Source organism: Arenibacter arenosicollis (assembly GCF_014397245.1).
Taxonomy (GTDB): domain Bacteria; phylum Bacteroidota; class Bacteroidia; order Flavobacteriales; family Flavobacteriaceae; genus Arenibacter; species Arenibacter arenosicollis.
Genome location: NZ_JACLHY010000017.1, coordinates 18,795 through 38,396 on the forward strand (window position 1 = coordinate 18,795; position 19,602 = coordinate 38,396).

The 19,602-nt window shown below is 33.9% G+C and carries 10 protein-coding genes; all 10 read left to right on the forward strand.

Translation table 11 applies throughout. The annotated features are described in order from the left end of the window. Window positions 1-113 precede the first annotated feature (113 nt). The 10 genes from H4O18_RS15315 (at window position 114) to H4O18_RS15360 (ending at window position 19,377) form a co-directional block, all read left to right on the forward strand. On the forward strand, window positions 114-5,234 hold the full coding sequence (locus H4O18_RS15315; RefSeq protein ID WP_187586118.1) for a PAS domain-containing protein: 5,121 nt from the start codon (window positions 114-116) through the stop codon (window positions 5,232-5,234). A 312-nt stretch (window positions 5,235-5,546) separates the two neighbouring features. Beyond that, a complete protein-coding gene (locus tag H4O18_RS15320; RefSeq protein WP_187586120.1) occupies window positions 5,547-6,566 on the forward strand; it encodes a response regulator in 1,020 nt (339 codons plus the stop codon). Continuing rightward, window positions 6,563-6,988 (forward strand): response regulator, encoded by a 426-nt coding sequence (locus tag H4O18_RS15325; RefSeq protein ID WP_187586121.1) that lies wholly within the window; start codon window positions 6,563-6,565, stop codon window positions 6,986-6,988. The genes H4O18_RS15320 and H4O18_RS15325 overlap by 4 nt, the downstream gene beginning before the upstream one ends. A 58-nt stretch (window positions 6,989-7,046) precedes the next feature. Beyond that, complete coding sequence (locus tag H4O18_RS15330; protein WP_187586123.1) at window positions 7,047-7,460, forward strand: response regulator; 414 nt, start codon at window positions 7,047-7,049, stop codon at window positions 7,458-7,460. 336 nt (window positions 7,461-7,796) lie between these two features. Continuing rightward, window positions 7,797-12,755, forward strand: a complete 4,959-nt coding sequence (locus tag H4O18_RS15335) for a PAS domain S-box protein (protein ID WP_187586125.1) — start codon at window positions 7,797-7,799, stop codon at window positions 12,753-12,755. A 273-nt stretch (window positions 12,756-13,028) separates the two neighbouring features. Next, complete coding sequence (locus H4O18_RS15340; protein ID WP_187586127.1) at window positions 13,029-13,454, forward strand: response regulator; 426 nt, start codon at window positions 13,029-13,031, stop codon at window positions 13,452-13,454. A 582-nt stretch (window positions 13,455-14,036) separates the two neighbouring features. Continuing rightward, on the forward strand, window positions 14,037-14,588 hold the full coding sequence (locus H4O18_RS15345) for an adenylyltransferase/cytidyltransferase family protein (RefSeq protein ID WP_187586129.1): 552 nt from the start codon (window positions 14,037-14,039) through the stop codon (window positions 14,586-14,588). Between the two features lie 708 nt (window positions 14,589-15,296). Beyond that, on the forward strand, window positions 15,297-16,052 hold the full coding sequence (locus H4O18_RS15350; protein ID WP_187586132.1) for a LytR/AlgR family response regulator transcription factor: 756 nt from the start codon (window positions 15,297-15,299) through the stop codon (window positions 16,050-16,052). 42 nt (window positions 16,053-16,094) lie between these two features. Further along, window positions 16,095-16,490: a response regulator gene (locus H4O18_RS15355; protein ID WP_187586134.1), complete on the forward strand. Its 396-nt coding sequence runs from the start codon at window positions 16,095-16,097 to the stop codon at window positions 16,488-16,490. Window positions 16,491-16,689: 199 nt separating this feature from the next. Beyond that, entirely contained in the window at window positions 16,690-19,377 is a 2,688-nt protein-coding gene (locus H4O18_RS15360) for a PAS domain-containing sensor histidine kinase (RefSeq protein WP_187586136.1), read from the forward strand. The last annotated feature ends 225 nt before the right edge of the window (window positions 19,378-19,602 follow it).

A 19,602-nucleotide genomic window follows, 5' to 3' on the forward strand; every position in this document is an offset into this window, starting at 1 on the left:
ATTATTATTATAATTGCAATCCTTTTCTGTAAAATTTAATTCACCATTCTTACACTGATACTAAAGTGCTTGAATTAAAAAAACGTAATTAATACACAGTTCCCTAAATAAATATGAATAAGAAGTACAAAAATAGCGATAGAAAAAGTAATTTTTCCAAATTGTCCGAGCCTTATCAAATATTGTATACACCCGCTGAAAAAGAATTTGATGAAATCACAAAATTGGCTTCCATTATCTGTGATACGCCTATATCCCTGATTACATTTTTTGATGAAAACAATCAGTTTTTTAAATCCCATTATGGGGTAGAAATTTCGGAAACTCCAATAGAGGATTCCTTCTGTAGACATGTAGTTAACAATTCGGATGAACTTATGATTGTAAGTAATACGAAACAGAATGAACTATTTAAAGATAACCCTTGGGTGAAAACTGAACCTGGTATAATTTTTTATGCAGGATACCCAATAAATAATAGGGAGGGAGATCCTTTTGCTGTTCTCTGCGTTATTGACCATAAGACTAAAGAACTTTCAGATAATCAAAAAGAAGCATTAAGATCTCTTTCCTTTCAAGTTGAGAAACTGCTAGAATTACGAAGGATTAAATTTGATTTGGAGACTAGAAATACTGCCATCAGTTTAAAAAATAAGACCCTAGAAAATATAATTGAAGGTACCGATGCTGGAACATGGGAATTGGAAATACAATCCGGGAATATTTTCCTCAACGATAAATGGTTTGAAATCTTAGGGTATTCCTCCGAGACTATTGAAGAATTTACGTTGGATAAATGGAAAGAAATGGTTTATCCAGATGATTTGAAACTTTTTGAGAAAGGTCTAAGCGATTGTATGTCTGGGGATTCCGAAAAGTTGTATCTAAAGTATAGAATACGAAATTTTCAGGAAGAATGGATTTGGGTGGAAAATAGAGCAAAGGTTATAAATTATTCTGAAGATGGGGAGCCGACAAGAATGTTTGGTATTCATTTAAATATTAATAAAGAGAAAGTACAGGAAAAACAATTTTTGACAATTGCTGATAGTATACCTGGAGCTGTTTTTAGATATGAAATCGATAAAAATGGCACCGATAAACTGGCCTACGTTAGTAATGGTTTTATGGATTTATGGGGGATTCCTTCCGATGAAGCAATAAAAGATAATTTAGCCATTTGGGATTTAGTTTATAAAGATGATTTGCCCGAAGTTAAAAAATCCATAGAACATTCTGCCTCACATATGACCAATTGGGATTGTGAATGGCGTGTTAAACAACCAGATGGGACCACCAAATGGCATAAAGGAATAGGACGTCCTACCAAAGAACCAAATGGAAGCGTATACTGGGATTCCTTGATTTTAGACATTACGGAAGAAAAGAAAAACTCTGAGCAACTACTGGAACGAAATGAATTTATTGAAACAATTTTGGAAAATTTACCTATTGGTATTGCGGTTAATGACATGGTTAGCGGAAAGGCGACACTGATAAATGATAGGTTTTCAGTAATTTACGGATGGCCTAAAGAAGAACTTTTGGATGTAGACACTTTTTTTGAAAAGGTTTTTCCGGGTGAAATGGAAGGAAAGGAGATTAAGCGGAGATTCAATAGAGATATCCAAAGTGGAGAGGACCATAGAATGGACTGGAAGGGAAAACTTATACGTAGGAAAAATGGAGAGGTTAAAATCATTGATGCCAAAAACATTCCATTATATGGTCAAAACCTGATGATATCCACTGTTCTTGATCAAACAGAACTTTATTCAAGTAGAAATAAGCTCTTAGATACGAACAATCGTTTTAAATATGCCACACGGGCAACCTCTGATGTTATATGGGATTATGATTTAGTAAGTGGGGAACTTCATTGGGGAGAGAATTATGAATTGAACTTTGGACATAAAGCTCACATAGATCTAACCAAAAATTTCTCAAGATGGGATAAACAAATACACCCAAAGGACAGACAAAGGGTTATTGACAGTATAGAAAAAGTAATAAATGGTTCTGAAACCAATTGGACATGTGAATATAGATTCCAAAAAAAAGGTGGCGATTATCTGGAAATATTGGATAAAGGATTTGTAGTTAGGGATAGCAACGGGGATGGGGTAAGAATGGTCGGAGCCATGCAGGATATTACCTCACGAAAACAAAGGGAACATCAATTAAAAATATTTGAATCTGTACTTAGTAATACGGCTGATGCCATAATTATAACGGAAGCGGAGCCATTGGATTATCCAAATGGCCCAACAATAGTATATGTGAATGAAGCATTTAAAAAGTCAACAGGCTATACTGAAGAGGAAGTACTAGGAAAAACTCCGCGTATATTGCAAGGACCTTCTTCTGACCAAAATACCCTGCGACAAATGGGTTCGGATTTAAGAAATTGGAAAGAGATAGATACAGATATCTTAAACTATACCAAGGAGGGTAAAGAATTTTGGGTTAACCTGTCCATTGCTCCGGTTGCCAATGAAAAGGGCTTGTATACGCATTGGATTTCCATACAAAAGGATATTACAGAGAAAAAGAATAAACTTATTTTTGAAAATGTATTGAATAGGATTTCCAACGTTTTTAACCAACAAATTAATTTAAAGGATGCTCTTATTGAAACATCTAAAATCCTATTGGATAATTACAAATCCAATGTATTGGAGATTTGGCTGGTTAATTCGGATAAGAGTAAAATTTATATAATGGCACATAGCGAGACCGATCTCTTATATAGTGGTTTTTCCAAAGAGGCCTTCGATTACAAAGGTCTGGATAAAGGTGATGGTTTACCTGGGGTAGTCTGGAAAAAAAATGGTATTGAGTATTGGATAGATATTGATAATAATAAGGAGTTTATTCGGCATGAATTAGCAAAAACGACGGGATTAACAAGGGCATATGGCGTCCCAATTTTATACATGGGAGAGGTATTGGGGGTAATTATCCAGGCAGGCAACGATAAAATAGATTTTAACACTTTCAATAAGGAAAACTGTCTGGAATTAGGGGTAATGTTGGGGACTGAATTGGCGAGGAAGCAACTTGAAGTTGAACTGAACCAACTGATAGCCTTTGCTCCAGGTTATATCTGTAGTTTAGACCACAAAGGTCATTTTAAACAGATAAACCCAATATTTGACACCATTATAGAACTGAATAATAGAGATTTGTCTCAAATTAATTTCAGGGATATTGTACATCCTTTGGACAAATCTAAGGTGGATATTATTATGGATAGCTTTGAGCGAGGGGTTCCAATAGAGTCATTAGAACTAAGGAGTCATACCTTTGGTAATAAAACATTGTGGTTGTCCTGGAATTTTTCCCCGGTGTCCGACCTGGGTATTTCTTACGGAGTAGGAATGGATATCAGTGAAAAGAAAGAATTGGAGCAATTACTGGATAAGGCAACTGAATTGGCTAAAATTGGAATTTGGGAGGTAGATTTGATTGAGAAAGAAATTTACTGGTCGCAAGTAACGAAAAATATACATGAAGTGCCTTCTGACTATGAACCTAATATAGAAACAGCCATTGATTTTTATAAAGAGGAAAGAGACAAAAATATGATTCTCGATTGGATTGAGAATGTAACCAAAAGTCATAATATACTATCTCATGAATCCCAAATTATTACAGCTAAGGGTAAAGTAAAATGGATCAAATCTATTGGGAATCCAGAAATTGTAAATGGAAAAGTAATTAAAATTTACGGTACAATTGAGGATATTGATCACAGAAAAGTTGCAGAATTAGAGAGGATTCTAATTTTGGAAAGCATTGGGGATGGATTTTTTGCCGTAGATAGAAATTGGACAGTAAATTATTGGAATCAAAAAGCAGAGTCCATTTTGGGAACTCCAAAGAGTGAGATACTAGGAAAAAATTTGTGGGAAATTTATAGTGATGCAATAGGTTCTGAATTTCATCAACAATATCACTTAGCTATACAAGAAAATGAGCCCGTTCATTTTGAGGCGCGGTATGAACCTTTAGATATATGGCTGGATGTCAGTGCTTTTCCTTCAAAGGAATCCAATGGACTAACAGTATATTTCAAAGACGTTACTACCCGAAAAGAGGCTTTAGATCAGATTAAATATTCCAATGAAAGGTTTTTGAAAATTGCCAGGGCAACCCAAGATGCCATTTGGGATTGGGATGTTTTGAACAAAACACTTTTTTGGGGAATTGGTTTTAAGGAACGTTTCGGACATGAAGTAATAGAAAATAATATAAACCTTGAAAAATGGTCTTCATTGGTACATCCCAAAGATCGCCCATCCTTTTTTTGTAAGATAACGGATTCTTTGAGAGACCCTAAAATTGAATTTTTTAAAAATGAATATCGTCTTCAAAAAAAGAGCAGAAAGTACGCTTATGTAATAGACAGTGTTTATATTATAAGAGGCGACAAAGGAGAACCGATAAGGTTAGTTGGTGCTATTCAGGATATAACCGATAGAAAATTATATGAAGCCTCATTAAAGAAATTAAATAATAAACTGGCATCCAAGGCTAAATTATTGGAATCTACCAACGAAGAATTAGAGCAATTCGCATATGTAGCCTCGCATGACCTTCAAGAACCTTTAAGAATGATTACTAGCTTCCTAACGCTACTTGAAAAAAAATATTCAGATACTATTGATGAAAAAGGGAAACAGTATATTTATTGGGCAGTTGACGGCGCAGCAAGAATGAGGGAGATTATATTGGAACTATTAGATTATTCGCGAGTGGGACGTATTTCTGAAAAATTGGAACTAGTAGATATCCAATCTATTATCGAAGAGGTCACTGTACTACACAAAAAGCAGATTCAGGAAAGTGGAGCACAAATAATTACTGATAAATTGCCAAAAATATTTGGGTTTAAATCCCCTGTAAGACAAATATTTTTAAATCTTATCAGCAATAGTATTAAATATTGTGACAATGACGTTACTCCGAAAATATCCATATCCGTTTCTGAGGAAAAAAAATTATGGAAATTTTCTGTAAAGGACAATGGAATTGGGATTGATCCAGCCTATTATGAAAAAATATTCATCATTTTTAAAAGATTGCACGCCCGTGGGGAATATTCCGGAACCGGCATGGGATTGGCTATCACTAAGAAAATTGTAGAGACCTTGGGAGGGACGATTTGGGTAGAATCCAAAGAAGGCGAGGGAAGTACCTTTACTTTTACCATCAAGAAGTTCAAGAAATAAAGACGTATTATAAATTAATGGTTTAATATAATGAAGGACATATTTCAAAATCCAAAAATGATTAACATGAAGGATTTATTATAAACAAATCCACCGTCACGAAAAAATAAGAATTGCAGTTAAAACCTTAAGGACAAGACCTTTCGTTTTTATAAAAAATAGTCCTCAAAATGTAACAAACCAATAAATAATTGTGGTCATCCTGATTACTCTGCTATAAACCAAGTTGAAGATAGGTTTTTTAAGTATAAAATTAAAAAGAATGAACGGTTTACGGTTTCATCACTTGAAATATCTGAAAATAAAACAAATATGGAAAAGGACAATAAATTATATAACATACTGATAATTGAGGATAACCCTGGTGATCTAATGCTGGTAAAGGAGTACCTGGATGAACATATTTTAGAGGCATGTGTTACAAGTGCGCTCAACTTTAAACAGGCAAATATTTTTTTGTCGGAGAATGAAACCAGTTACGATATCATATTTTTGGATCTTTCCTTACCAGATAAGAGTGGTGAACTTTTGGTACGTGAGATTTTGAATTTATCCAAAGATATTCCAGTGGTAATTTTGACGGGATATACAGATATGCCCTTTAGCATCAAGTCCTTAGAAATGGGCATTTCCGATTATCTGCTAAAAGATACATTGACTCCATTCAGTCTATATAAAAGTATTGTGTATAATATTGATCAAAATAAGTTCATATTAGCCCTTGAGCAATCTGAAAAACGATACAATGACTTATTCCATTTAAGTCCCCAGCCCATGTGGGTATATGATTCAGAAACACTTAGATTTTTAGACGTAAATGACGCGGCACTCAAGGAGTACGGTTTTGATTATGAGGAATTCCTTTTGATGAAGATTGACGACATAAAAGTCGAGCTGCAATCCAAAGGGAATTCAATGGAATTGAATTCTATCAACGAAAAACAAGAAATAGAGAAATCATTTGAATTTCATAAATTAAAAAATGGTAGCGTTATAGATGTTCAAATATCCAGCAATGAGCTAAGTTATAATGATAAAAAATCCAAAGTAGCCCTAGCCAATAATGTAACTGAAAGGAATTTGTATATAAAAGCTATTGAAAATCAGAATACTAAATTAAAGGAAATAGCGTGGATACAATCACACATCGTTCGGGCGCCATTGGCAAGACTTATGGCTATTGTTAATTTACTGAATGACAGTGAAACAACACTGCAGGAAGAACAATTGTTCCTGTTTAAGGAAATTATAAATTCTGCTAATGAACTTGATGATATAATAAAAGACATTTCGTCAAGAACCGATGAAGTGGAAATAAAAAATTATAAATGAAATACGAAGTTTTAGTAATTGATGACGATAAAATATTATGCCTGGTATTAAATAAGGTAATAGAAAGCTCCAATTTGCCAAGTGCCCACATATTTAACAAGGCCAATTCGGCATTGGAGTATATTACGGAAAGAAACACCTCGAATCAAAACTTTCTAGTTTTTTTGGATATAAACATGCCCTTAATGAATGGCTGGGAATTTTTAACGGCATTAAATTCACAGACTCTAAACGCAAAGGTCCATGTTTCCATCATCACTTCTTCAATTGATCAAAATAACAGGAAAAAAGCCAATGAATTTGATTGTATATTTGATTTCTTGGTAAGGCCAGTGAAATTAGAGGATGTGGTTAAATTTTCTGAATTACCTCTATTAAAACCATTTTTTTATTTTGAAACAAAACTTGAGCCCGTATTTTAACAACTATCACATAATAATTAACTAAAATTACCATTATTAAAATAAATTACGCCCATCTATGGATAATATGAACCTACTATTGGTTGAGGATAATGAAGGTGATATTTTCTTGATGAGAGAAGTAATTCAGATGATGGGAATAACTAACATTTTTATTAAAAAGGATGGGAAAGCAGCTATGGAATTCTTGTTAAATACATCGAAAATTCCAAACCTTATATTTTTAGACATCAACCTCCCTAAGGTAAATGGATTTGAAGTTTTGGAATTCATAAAAAGTAATAATACGCTAGAGAATATTCCCGTGGTCATATTTTCAACTTCTAGTTCCATGAAGGATGTGATGTTGGCATACAAAAATGAGGCTTCATGTTTTTTAACAAAGCAGGATAATTTTGATGATTTTCAGGATACCCTTAGTAAATGCATTAAATTTTGGATAGAATTCTCACTAAAGCTGTCCGAAGCATAAATCGCATTTACTCATAGATAATAGAGAATAAAAAGCAGCCACTTAACCTTTTATGGAGTTGACCAATTATTTTGAAATTATACCAACTTGATTTGAAATCATTTACTAAACATTTAAATGACTTCACTGTGATTTTATTTGAAGAATCTGGAAATTATTAATACTTAGATTTTAAGGGCTAGTACTTTTACATTATTAATAATTGCTCAATCGAAAGAAAGCATTAAAATTATCCATGACTTCTTATACTTTATACTATTAGTTTATTTTTGATTAGAAAGACTGTAGAATACTCCTGAAGTCCATTGAATTTAACAATTTGAACGATTCTTGTATATGATAGAAACCAATGATTACAGCATCCTCTTCCAGTATAGTCCATTGGCAAAGTTAGTATACGACTCAGAATCATTGCAGATCGTTGACATAAATCTCGCCGCAATGGAAATATATGGCTACAGTCGTGAGGAGTTTTTGACAATGACCATTAAACAACTAAGACCGAATAGTGAAATTCCCACTTTGTTCAATGCCCTTTCCAAATGGGAAACAAAAATCGGAAGAGTGCACTTTGGCATATTTACACATCACAAGAAAAATGGAGAACTAATCCGTATGGATATTAGTGGTCATAAGTTGAATTTAAATGACCGTAGTTGTGTCCTTGTGGTTTGTCAGGATGTTACCGAAAAAGAAAATCGGTTACTCGAACTAGAGGAATCCGAACGGAAATTAAAAAATGCTGCGTCCATTGCCCTTTTGGGCTATTGGAAATTGGAGATGGATTCGCAAACCTTATACTGGTCTGATGAAGTCTATAAAATATGGGGGTTAAACAGAGCTAACTTCGAACTTAATTATAAAAATTTTTTTGAAACGATTCATCCAAAGGATAAAGATCTTTTTCAAAAAGAACAGACGGCATCCTTTAAGGGCGAGCAAGAACACGATTTTATTCATAGGATACTGTTGCCCGATGGAAGTGTTCGATGGGTTCACGAGCTAGGTAAACTGGAGAGAGACGAAGAGGGAAATCCAATAGCGTTCGAAGGCACGGTTCAAGATATCACCAAACAAAAAAATACGGAAAATGAATTAATCCTGAATGAAAAAAGGTTCAGGGCCTTGGTCGAAAATGGTTTCGATGCGATTGCAATTATCGGATTAGATGGCAAGGCAAGCTATGTTTCTCCTTCCATTAAAAATATCCTAGGCTACAATGAAAAGGAGGCGGTTAATTTTAATCTTTTTGATTTGGTACATCCAGAGGATTTAAATGATGTAGCTAATAAATTCCAAGAAGCCATACATAAACCGAATACTACAATTCCGGGTTATACCGCCAGAATAAAGCATAAGAATGGTAGCTGGCGATGGTTGGAAGCTACCATGACCAACATGTTAAATGACCCTTACATAAACGGTATTGTAGATAATTTTAGGGATATTACGGAAAGAAAACTGGAGGAACACCGATTAAAACTTCTTGAAAGTGTTATAACCCATACAAAAGATGCCATTTTAATTACAGAAGCAGAACCACAAGATGAACCAGGGCCCAAAATAATCTATGTTAATGAAGCTTTTACCAAAATGACGGGTTACGAGGCGGACGAAGTTATCGGTAAAACCCCTAGAATTCTACAGGGACCTAATTCCAATACAGAGGATTTAGCAAAACTTAGTCGCGCACTTAGAAATTGGGAACCTTATGAAATAACCACTATCAACTACAAAAAAAATGGAGATGAATTCTGGATAAACTTCACCGTAATGCCCGTTGCTAATCAAACTGGTAGGTACACCCACTGGATAGCCATAGAGAGAGACGTAACCGAGCAAAAAAACAAAGACCGAGAAAGCGAGCTAATAAGCCAAATCAGTTCAAATTTCAGCATTGAAAACGACTATTTAAAGTCATCAAATGAATTGTGCAAGGCAATTGGCAATTTTGGAAGATTTGATTTGGTAGAATTATGGACTTCCAATTTGGATAAAAGCCAGATTCAGCTGATCAACCATTATGTGGCAGATCCAGTAGACGAAGAGTTTTATTTATTGAGTTCAGAGGTTCAGGCATTTCAAAAATCCGTGGACTTGATAGGAAAAGTATGGTCTAAAGGTGTACAAATTCAATGCAATGAGATTGAAAAATCTAAAGATTTTGTAAGAAGGGATGCGGCAAAAAAAATAGGATTAAAATCTGTGTTGGGCATCCCATTAGTTTCTAATAATGAAATATTGGGTGTTTTAGTAATTGGGATAAAACAGGATGGCAGCTACCTAAACAAATACTCACGAATATTTCGGAGATTAGAAGGATTTATAGGTTCTGAGCTCAAAAGGAAAATGTTGGAGATTGACTTAAGTCATTTATTCGATGCCATTCCAGATATTATCGGTGTAGTAGATTTTCGGAGAAGATTTTTAAAAATCAATAATGCAGGATGTAAGCTGTTGGGCTATAACGAAAACGAGATACTTCATCAAACTTTTGAAAAGTTTATTCATCCTGCGGACATAGAAATGGCACTGAAGCAACTCAGTCGTTTAGAAATAGCAGAAACTACGTTCAGTTTTGAAGTTCGTTTCATCAGTAAGACTGGTGCTATAATTTGGCTTAGTTGGTTCTGCAACTCCAACATCAATGAAGGGCTTATCTATTGTACAGCCAAAAATATTACCGAAGAAAAGTATTTGAGAGAGTTGAATCGTCACACGAGGGAGCTTGCCAAGATTGGAAGCTGGGAAATAGACATGGTCGTTCAAACACTCTATTGGACAGATGAAGTACATCAAATGCATGAAACAGATCCCAACTCCTTTGTGCCTAATTTGGCAACTGCCATCAATTTTTACAGAGAAGATTTTAGAGAATCAGTTAACTTAATTATAGAAAAATGTATATCCACCGGGGCGTCTTTTGATTTTGAAGCAGTATTAGTTACTGTCAATAAAAAGGAACTTTGGGTACGGGTTATGGGGAATACTGAGTTTATTGATGGTACTTGCACCCGTATCTTTGGAAGTTTTCAAGATATACAGGAGCTAAAAGAAGCTGAATTACGACTACAATCGCTTGGCGATAATCTGCCGGGCGTAGTGTTTCAATACCACATCTACGCTGATGGTACAGACAGTTTGCTTTCTGTAACCAAGGGTTCTTCAGAAATTTGGGGTTTTGCTGCTGATGAGGTTATTCAAGATAACCAGTTAGTTTGGGATCGAATACTTTGGGGTGGTGATTTTGAGAATGTACAGAAAAGTATATCCGATTCGGTTACAACCAAATCTAGGTGGACGGCACAATGGAAATATGTCATGCCCAATGGTGAGATAAAAACACATATGGGCTATGGATCACCGAGTTTTATGGCGGATGGATCTATAGTATTTAATTCCGTTATATTGGATACCACAGAGGAGGCCAAGAATAAAGAGCTTTTGGAGCAGGTCTCCTGGTTAGCAAAAGTAGGTAGCTGGGAAGTTGATATTGCTAAAAATAAAGTTCGTCTATCTAGTATGGCACATACAATTTTAGCAGCCGATCCCTTACAAATTGCTCCGGATTTTGAGAGCTTTATCTCTATTTATAGAACGGATTTTCGAGACATGGTCAAGTCGAAATTAGAGGATTTAAAGGAAAATGGAGAACCTGTTGATTATGAAGCCGTCATAATTACCTTGAAGAATAATGAGAAATGGGTTAGAGTAGTAGCTGATTCAGAAATGTATGACGGTAAATGCCGACTAATCTATGGTAGTATTCAGGATATTACCTCTCAAAAAGAGGCTGAACAGGAAAGAAATAACCTACTATCAACCTTGGAAAACAGTCTAAACGAGATTTATATATTCGATTCAGAAACACTCCAATTTAGTTATGTCAATAAAGGAGCGCTACTTAACCTAGGCTATTCAAAACAAGAAATTAATACATTAACACCACTTGATTTAAAACCAGACTTTACGGTTAGTTCTTTTAAACAGCTCATTACCCCCTTAGTAGAAAAAGAAAAGCAAAAAATTGTATTTTTAACAAAACACAAACGCAAAGACGGAAGCCTTTATCCTGTAGAAGTTCATCTACAGTTAGATGGGGAAGGCAACAATAAAAGATTCCTAGCAATTATACTTGATATTACAGAGCGTAAAAATGCTGAACAAAGTATCCTTTTAGCGAACGAACGATTCCAAAAAGTAACAGAAGCTACTAATGACGCCATTTGGGATTGGGATATAGTGAACGAAACATTTTACTATTCTAAGGCTATTGAACGCCTTTTTGGAGAGGATACACTAAAATTAATCAATAAGGAAAGTATATGGAAAGACTTTATCCATTTGGAGGACGTATCCAAAGTAAAGAATAGCCTATTGGATGCCATAGCCGATCCTCATTGTGACCGTTGGGAACTTGAATACAGAATAATAAATAAGGACAAGAAGTCTCTACATATAATCGACAGGGGTGTCATTATAAGAAATAATAAAGGAAAAGCAATTCGATTGGTTGGAGCCAAGACTGATATTACCAATCGTAAGCAGAATGAGTACCAACTAATAAAATTGAACAAAGTACTTAATAATTATACCCGCGAACTAGAATCTACCAATGAACAATTGGAACAATTTGCATTTATAGCTTCCCATGACCTGCAAGAACCCCTTAGAATGATTACAAGTTTCCTAAATCAACTGGAAAGAAAATATGGCGATCAACTGGACCAAAAAGCACAACAGTATATTTTTTTCGCGACAGACGGGGCCAAAAGGATGAAGCAGATAATCTTAGATCTTTTAAAGTTCTATAGTGCAGGTAAATTGGAGAACTCTCTGGAAACTTTAAATCTAAACGACCTTATTGATGAATATACCATATTAAGGAAAAGGATTATCTCGGAAAAATCTGCTATAGTTAAAACAAATAATTTACCTAATGTTCTGGCCAACAAGACCCCATTGACTCAAACTTTACACTGTATACTGGATAATGCCATCAAATATTCGAAAAAGGATGTTCCTCCTATAATCGAAATTACTGTAACCGAAAAACCAGATCACTGGCTGTTCACTATTAGTGATAATGGAATAGGGGTAGAGCCTCAATTCTATGAGAAAATATTCATTGCCTTTCAACGCTTGCATAATCGTGAAGACTATGAAGGTACTGGAATTGGGCTATCCATTGCAAAGAAAAATGTGGACACTTGGGGCGGAAAAATTTGGATGGATTCGATTCTAAATGAAGGAAGTACTTTTTATTTCACTCTTAAAAAAATACTAATAGCATAAGATTATCAATTAGTTTACAGTACCCTTGATTCCCTCATGCGCTTGTAAAATTATCCTTCAGAATGAAATAAATCTACTTATAATCGTAAATTACCACAATTTATGAAGAAAATGTCAGTAGTTATGCTTTATATGTATAGTTTCCACGTAAAAACATTATCGATAATAATTATAGGGGATATTATTTAACTAATTTTTTTAAGGCATATTTTGAGAATTGATAATAAAATGGGATAGCCTGTCATTTTAATCTAACTATATACAAATAGAATTATGGAGCGAGTACACATTCTTTTGGTAGAGGATAATGAAGGAGACATTTTACTCACCAAAGAAGCTTTTGAAGAAAGCAAAATTGTAGTGGATATTAGTGTAGTGAAAAACGGGGCAGAAGCCCTTGATTTTTTATTTCAAAGAGAATCATTTTTGGAAGCCCGGAGACCGGACCTAATTTTACTGGATATTAATATCCCTAAATATGATGGACATTTTGTTTTAAAACAGATTAAGGGGGATAAATCATTAAAAAAAATACCGGTAATCATTCTAACTACCTCTTCTAATAATAAAGATATAAATTTGGCCTTCGAGAATCATACCAACAGTTATGTATCCAAACCAATTGATATGAATGATTTCATTAAAGCTATATTGAAAATTCAGGAATTTTGGTTTCAGCTTTCTAAATTGCCGAAATAAAACCTATGGGTAATGGCTGTAGTCCATCTAGGACATTTGTGTTAGTTGGAATAATTTTTTTATATAGAATTTATATCAATACTGGATTTTACGCTTCTTATGGATAAGTAAAACTATAAAATTGGAGTTTTTAATCAAATATATTTCAAATTAAAGATAAAGACTGGCCCTAGCTCTTTAGTAAACAATCTACAGACATTCATAGTATTGGATGCTGCTTAAACAAGCTAAAACCAAAATCATATCATGATTGTTCAATTGGGCATTTTTGTTCTCAAAGCTCATAATTCCACATTGTTTCATACAACTATTACCCATAACTTCTAAATCAGTTTTTTTTATTCCCCATTTGGCCGTAAAATAAGTGAAACACTTATGTCCAATTTAACAACAGTTATCCAGTAAAAAAAACACTTAGGAAGTGGTACCCTATACATTATTTAATACTACAATATTAATATACTTTTGACTAATCCATGGACATTGAGGTGGTGGGCTATATTTGGTTTGTTAACCCTCATTCCCTAAAAAATATTAGTTATATGGATCAATAAACTATTTAATCCTTTGATATTATAGACTATGATAACAGGTATTACTTTCGGAACCTTTGATCTCTTGTATTCAGGTTATATTGATATGCTTAAAGAAGCTAAGTCGCATTGTGACTATTTAGTAGTAGGACTTCATACCGATTCTTCCGTTGAAAGACCAGAGAAAGATGAACCAATACAATCCTTATATGAACGGTATTCCGAATTATTAGATAGTCATCTGGTTGATGAAGTCTTAATCTATTCGACAGAAAGTGAACTTGAGGAAATTTTGCATAATGGAAATATTAACATAAGATTCATTGGCGAAGAGTACAGGGGCCAGGACTTCACCGGTAAATTGTACTGTCACGAAGCAGGGATCGATATCTATTACAGCACTAGGACAAACAAGTTGACCTCATATTTTGCTGACAGTTATTATGAAAAAAACGTAGCGTCTAAGACGTCCAAAAGTTTAAACTTCAAATTCTTATATAATACTAATGTGAAGTATAAAACTGTTGAAAAGTTCTGGCCAACACGAGGAAAGGCGAATTGGAGTAAATTAAATTATCAAAATATACTGAATACCTACTAGTGCGATTGCCGGTCTGGATTAATTTTGTTAGGAATTGCTTCCCCCGTAGTAACATTACTTATTGAAAAGAAGTTTCCATAAATTAATTTGACCGTAACATGTAGTTCCTTGGCCAAATTGTGCCAAGGAATTTACTGTTTAAGTTAGTTTTTCTTATAGTATTCAGTCATAAAGCTTAAGTATTATCCATATTTATCGTTTTGCGCAAAGATCTGGGTTAGTTTTTATAACACTTATGCTCTTTAATTGACCACTTATAACCGGATAATAACGGATGCTAAATTATAAAATGAAGCTATCGCCTTTCTTTATCAAAAGCTTAACTTTGAATCGATATTCAAATACTTAACAGCAATTATTATTCAAATGGTATATACTAATTTCGTGGGTAGATATTTTCTTTGTGTGGCTTAAGGCAAGGTTTTTATCTGCCGTTATACTTTGTTTTCTATTAATACCTGTCGAATTTTATGTGGAAGAAAGTGGATTGGAGATGATTTGTTGCAAAAGAATAATCAATACTTTACAACGCCAACTTAACAAAACCTAAATACTCTATGAACGGAGCAATTAGCGAAATTAGCTATTTTATAATCTCCTTTAAAAATCGCAATTTTAAACCAAGGATAACCCCTTGGATAATATATATAATTTTATAAGTCTAGGTCGAAATCGCCACTGAAATTTACACATTAAGTTTTACCTCCTATGAAATCAATAAAAGCTGTTATAATAGAACATGAAAATGAAACTGTGCAACTATTGAATAAATTTGCCGATGAAAATTCAATGTTAATAACAATCTGTGGTGTAGAGAATGGCTTTGAGGCGGGCATGGAGCTTATTAGGCAACACCGTCCAGAACTAGTGTTTATCCACGCCTGCGATAAGAATTTAAAGCTTTTTCAGCTTATAAAAAATATAGATTTCGTTGCTCCGAAGTTCATTTTTATGTCCAATGAAACCAGTAGTGCTTATCAGGCCTTTAAATTAAATGCGCTGGAGTTTCTGCTAAAACCATTACATTTTAATGATATTATACTCTCTGTATATAAGGTACTGAAGGTGTGTGAAATGGAATTAAGTTTTCAAAAAATTCAACTACAGGAAATTGACTCGATTAATGGATCACAAAGCAATAAAGAATTCATTGCTATCTCATCGTTGGATAAAATAGAACTTGTGAAAACTGATGATATCCTTTATTGCAAAGCCGATGGAAAATACACCGAATTTATTTTATCCAATAATGTTAAAATTTTATCCACGAAGAATTTAGGAGAACATGTGAATATACTAAATCAAAATAATTTTTTTAGAATTCACCATTCATATTTAATAAATATAAATCATATCGTAAAGATTAATAAAAAAAATGGGTATAGCTGCGAATTTTCCAATGGGGAATTATTACCTGTTGCCAAAAGAAGATTGGATGACTTTGCAAAATATATAAGATTATAATCCATAAATAATCCTTGAAATAAATAATTTAAAATCACTATTATGACTGCAAAATACAAAAGGGTAATGATTATCGATGATAATCAACTTGATATTTACATCACAAATAAATTAGTTACCAATAATTATTTGGCCGAAGAAGTATTGGAGTATACTTCGGCAGAAGAAGCCCTTGAATATTTAATAGGGAACAAGGATCAACCTGAAAATTTACCAAATTTAATCTTTCTGGATATTTACATGCCCCGAATGGATGGTTTCGAGTTTATTGACAAGATAAATGAATTAGATGGTATAATTAAGGACCATTGTACAATTTGCGTGGTATCCAGTACAGTTAGCCACTATGACATTCACAAAGTTAAAATTGAAAAGGGTATACCCCTTTTTACAAGTAAGCCTATAACTAAAGATTTCATTACAAGCCTAATCGAATAAACAATCAAGAATCCTGTGCAATTTTAACTAAGGATATAGACCGAACCATTCTTGTGTGAGGAGTACAATCATGGATTAACTTTGTAAGTATTCCCAAAGAAACTAGTCTTTCCTAGATTCAATATTTCGATTGTTTTATGAGGCAGTTCAGAGATTTTAAACCCCCAATTTTAATTGTAATCACCGAACTTTTTTAAGCATGTTAATAAGCCAAGAAAAATCAATTTTAGACAATAATCTAGCCCGTAATATTTTTAACTCTTCTCCGGACGCAAAAGTTGTTTTGTTGATTGATGATCCATCATACACAATTGTACATTCAAACAAAGCATTTGTGGCCATAACCGGCAAAAACGAATCCGATGTTGTCGGAGCAAATCTCTTTGAAGTATTTTCTGTAGTACCAATTCGGAATAGTTTTAAGGTAGTTGAACTTCTCCGTAAATCCATAGAGGCAGTGAAAACCAGTGGAAATCTTCAAAAGATGGATGTAGTTCGAATGGATATTTCGACGGGGAATAGCGAATATTTTAAAGGGCGTTTTTTGGAGCTGTCAAACACCCCCATCTTAAACGACAAGAATAAAATTACACATATCCTTCTTAGTGTAAAGGATATAACGGAAAGCTGTTTTGATTCTATTAAACCTAAGGAGTTTGAAATTTCACAAATAGACAGTCAACAGCGTTACAAGTCTCTTTTTCTGAATAATCCGGATGCCGTATACTCCTTTGATCTGGCAGGTAATTTTTTAGAAGCAAACGAAGCCACAGCCGAACTTTGCGAAACCACCATAGAATATCTTCTAAGGATAACATTTGTTCGGCTTGTAACCGAGGAGGATAGGGAGCGAGTTTATAAAAATTTTTTAAAGGCCTGCCAAGGGGAGATTGTCAAATATTATACTGGTTTACTTACTGTCAAAGGAAACCACAGAACTCTTCATATAATTAATATGCCAATCATTGTGAACGGTTCAATTGTTGGAGTTTACGGTATTGCAAAGGATATTACAGATATCGTAAAGTCCAAAACAGCCTTGCATAATAATTTGGCAAAGATCAATAAAATATTAAATCTATCCTTAGATGTCATCTGTACAATTGATGAAAATGGACTTTTTGTAGATGTCAGTAGCGCATCCTTTAAACAATGGGGCTATCACCCCAGCGAATTGATAGGTACACCATATACCAATTTGGTATGTGAGGAGGATAAAGAAATTACACATGCAATTAGCCTAAAAATCATAAGTGGAATTGATACAACTGATTTCCAAAATAGATATATACATAAAAAAGGGCATTTGATACCTGTTACATGGTCTGCCAAATGGGATTTTAAAAGTAGGATTATGTATTGTATAGCACGGGATGGAACCGAAAGCTTGCTAAACAAAAAATCTTTACTTGAGTCTGAAAAAAAATATAAGTTTCTTTTTGAGAATAATCCTGGGGCCATGTTGATTTGGGATTTTAACACTCTTGATATATTAGACTGTAACGAAATGGCTTTGTCTATTTTCGGTTATAAAAAAATTGAATTTTTAAACCTAGGGATAAAAGCTATTCGACCATCCGACCAGGAGGCAAAACTTCAAAGTGTATTGGATACCCTTAGGGAGTATCAGGAAATTCATAATGTGGATTGTATTCACCTTAGGAAAAGTGGGGAAATTTTCTATTCCCAAATAAATGGGCGATTAATGAATTTGAATGGAATAGAAGTGGTTATTATTCAAATTAACGATGTAACAGAAAGAGAAGTAATCAAAGAAAAGGTTAAATCCGAGAGGAATCTTCTTAGAACATTAATTGACAACCTACCCGATACGATATACTTTAAAGATAGTAATGCTAAGAAAGTGATTGGAAACAAAATGGACTACTTATTTTCGGGGGCCTCCACTGAGTATGAAGTTTTAGGTAAAACGGACTTGGAGATATATGGGGAAGCTTTGGGGAGATCTTGGTACGACCAGGACCAAAAAGTCTTGCAGACTGGCAAGGGTATCTATGATTATGAAGAATATTTTGAAAAATCGGATATTTCCAAATGGATTGCTACCACCAAAATTCCATTAAAAAATGAATATGGTGAAGTTACGGGACTATTGGGTATAGGTAGAAACATTACCCTTCAAAAATTGGCACAACACCAACTAGAGAAGTTGAATGAGGAATTGGAGAATTATAATGAAAAGCTTTTGAAATCTAATATGGAATTGGAACAGTTTGCGTATGTGGCCTCCCATGACTTACAGGAACCCCTAAGAGCCATTTCTACATTTTTAACTGTGCTGAAATCCCAATATAAGGACGTCTTTGATGAAAAGGGTGAGAAATATTTAAATTTTGCAATAGAAGGAAGCCTACGTATGCGGCAGTTAATTATAGATTTGTTGGAGTTGTCCAAAATAGGGAATACTGAAGATATAATTGAAGACGTCGATATCAATCAAGTTGTTGAACAAATCAAAGAAAACGAAATTGCCAATTTTAAAGGAAAAAGCATTTCATTCCTAGTTGATAATTTGCCTATAATTAGAGCCTCTAAAAGTGGAATTTATCAATTATTCAGTAATCTTATATCCAATTCTGTTAAGTATAGTAAAAGTGAATCTCCCCTGGAAATTAAAATCTCAGTTAAGTCATTTGGGCTTTATTGGCAATTCTCTGTTGTTGATAACGGGATTGGAATTGAACCAGAATATTTTGAGAGGATTTTCATTATTTTTCAACGCCTACATGGGAAAGAGAAATATTCGGGAACAGGTATAGGATTGGCCATCGTAAAAAAAATTATTGAAAATCAGGGAGGGGAAATCTGGGTGGATTCTCGCGTTGGCCAAGGAAGTACATTTTATTTTACCATTAAAAAGAATTAGTTTTTCTGTAGATTGATTACTTAATAAATAAATTTGAATTGATGGGAGAACTATTCAATTTACCTTTATGCCGCATTTTTATAAGGAGAGGACCTAAGAAATAATCACTCTGGGTAGAAACCTTTTCTCTAAGAAAATTATGTCCTCAGGATAACAAAAGTTAAATATCCTGTTGATAATTTTTATTGAAATAAGTGTCAAAACAAGTAAAATATCTCCTTAACA

What these genes read in the sequence shown, in the direction of transcription:
- H4O18_RS15315 (WP_187586118.1), top strand. Translation starts at nt 114, where the DNA reads ATGAATAAGAAGTACAAAAATAGCGATAGAAAAAGTAATTTTTCCAAA.
- H4O18_RS15345 (WP_187586129.1), top strand. Translation starts at nt 14,037, where the DNA reads ATGATAACAGGTATTACTTTCGGAACCTTTGATCTCTTGTATTCAGGT.
- H4O18_RS15340 (WP_187586127.1), top strand. Translation starts at nt 13,029, where the DNA reads ATGGAGCGAGTACACATTCTTTTGGTAGAGGATAATGAAGGAGACATT.
- H4O18_RS15355 (WP_187586134.1), top strand. Translation starts at nt 16,095, where the DNA reads ATGACTGCAAAATACAAAAGGGTAATGATTATCGATGATAATCAACTT.
- H4O18_RS15320 (WP_187586120.1), top strand. Translation starts at nt 5,547, where the DNA reads ATGGAAAAGGACAATAAATTATATAACATACTGATAATTGAGGATAAC.
- H4O18_RS15350 (WP_187586132.1), top strand. Translation starts at nt 15,297, where the DNA reads ATGAAATCAATAAAAGCTGTTATAATAGAACATGAAAATGAAACTGTG.
- H4O18_RS15335 (WP_187586125.1), top strand. Translation starts at nt 7,797, where the DNA reads ATGATAGAAACCAATGATTACAGCATCCTCTTCCAGTATAGTCCATTG.
- H4O18_RS15325 (WP_187586121.1), top strand. Translation starts at nt 6,563, where the DNA reads ATGAAATACGAAGTTTTAGTAATTGATGACGATAAAATATTATGCCTG.
- H4O18_RS15330 (WP_187586123.1), top strand. Translation starts at nt 7,047, where the DNA reads ATGGATAATATGAACCTACTATTGGTTGAGGATAATGAAGGTGATATT.
- H4O18_RS15360 (WP_187586136.1), top strand. Translation starts at nt 16,690, where the DNA reads ATGTTAATAAGCCAAGAAAAATCAATTTTAGACAATAATCTAGCCCGT.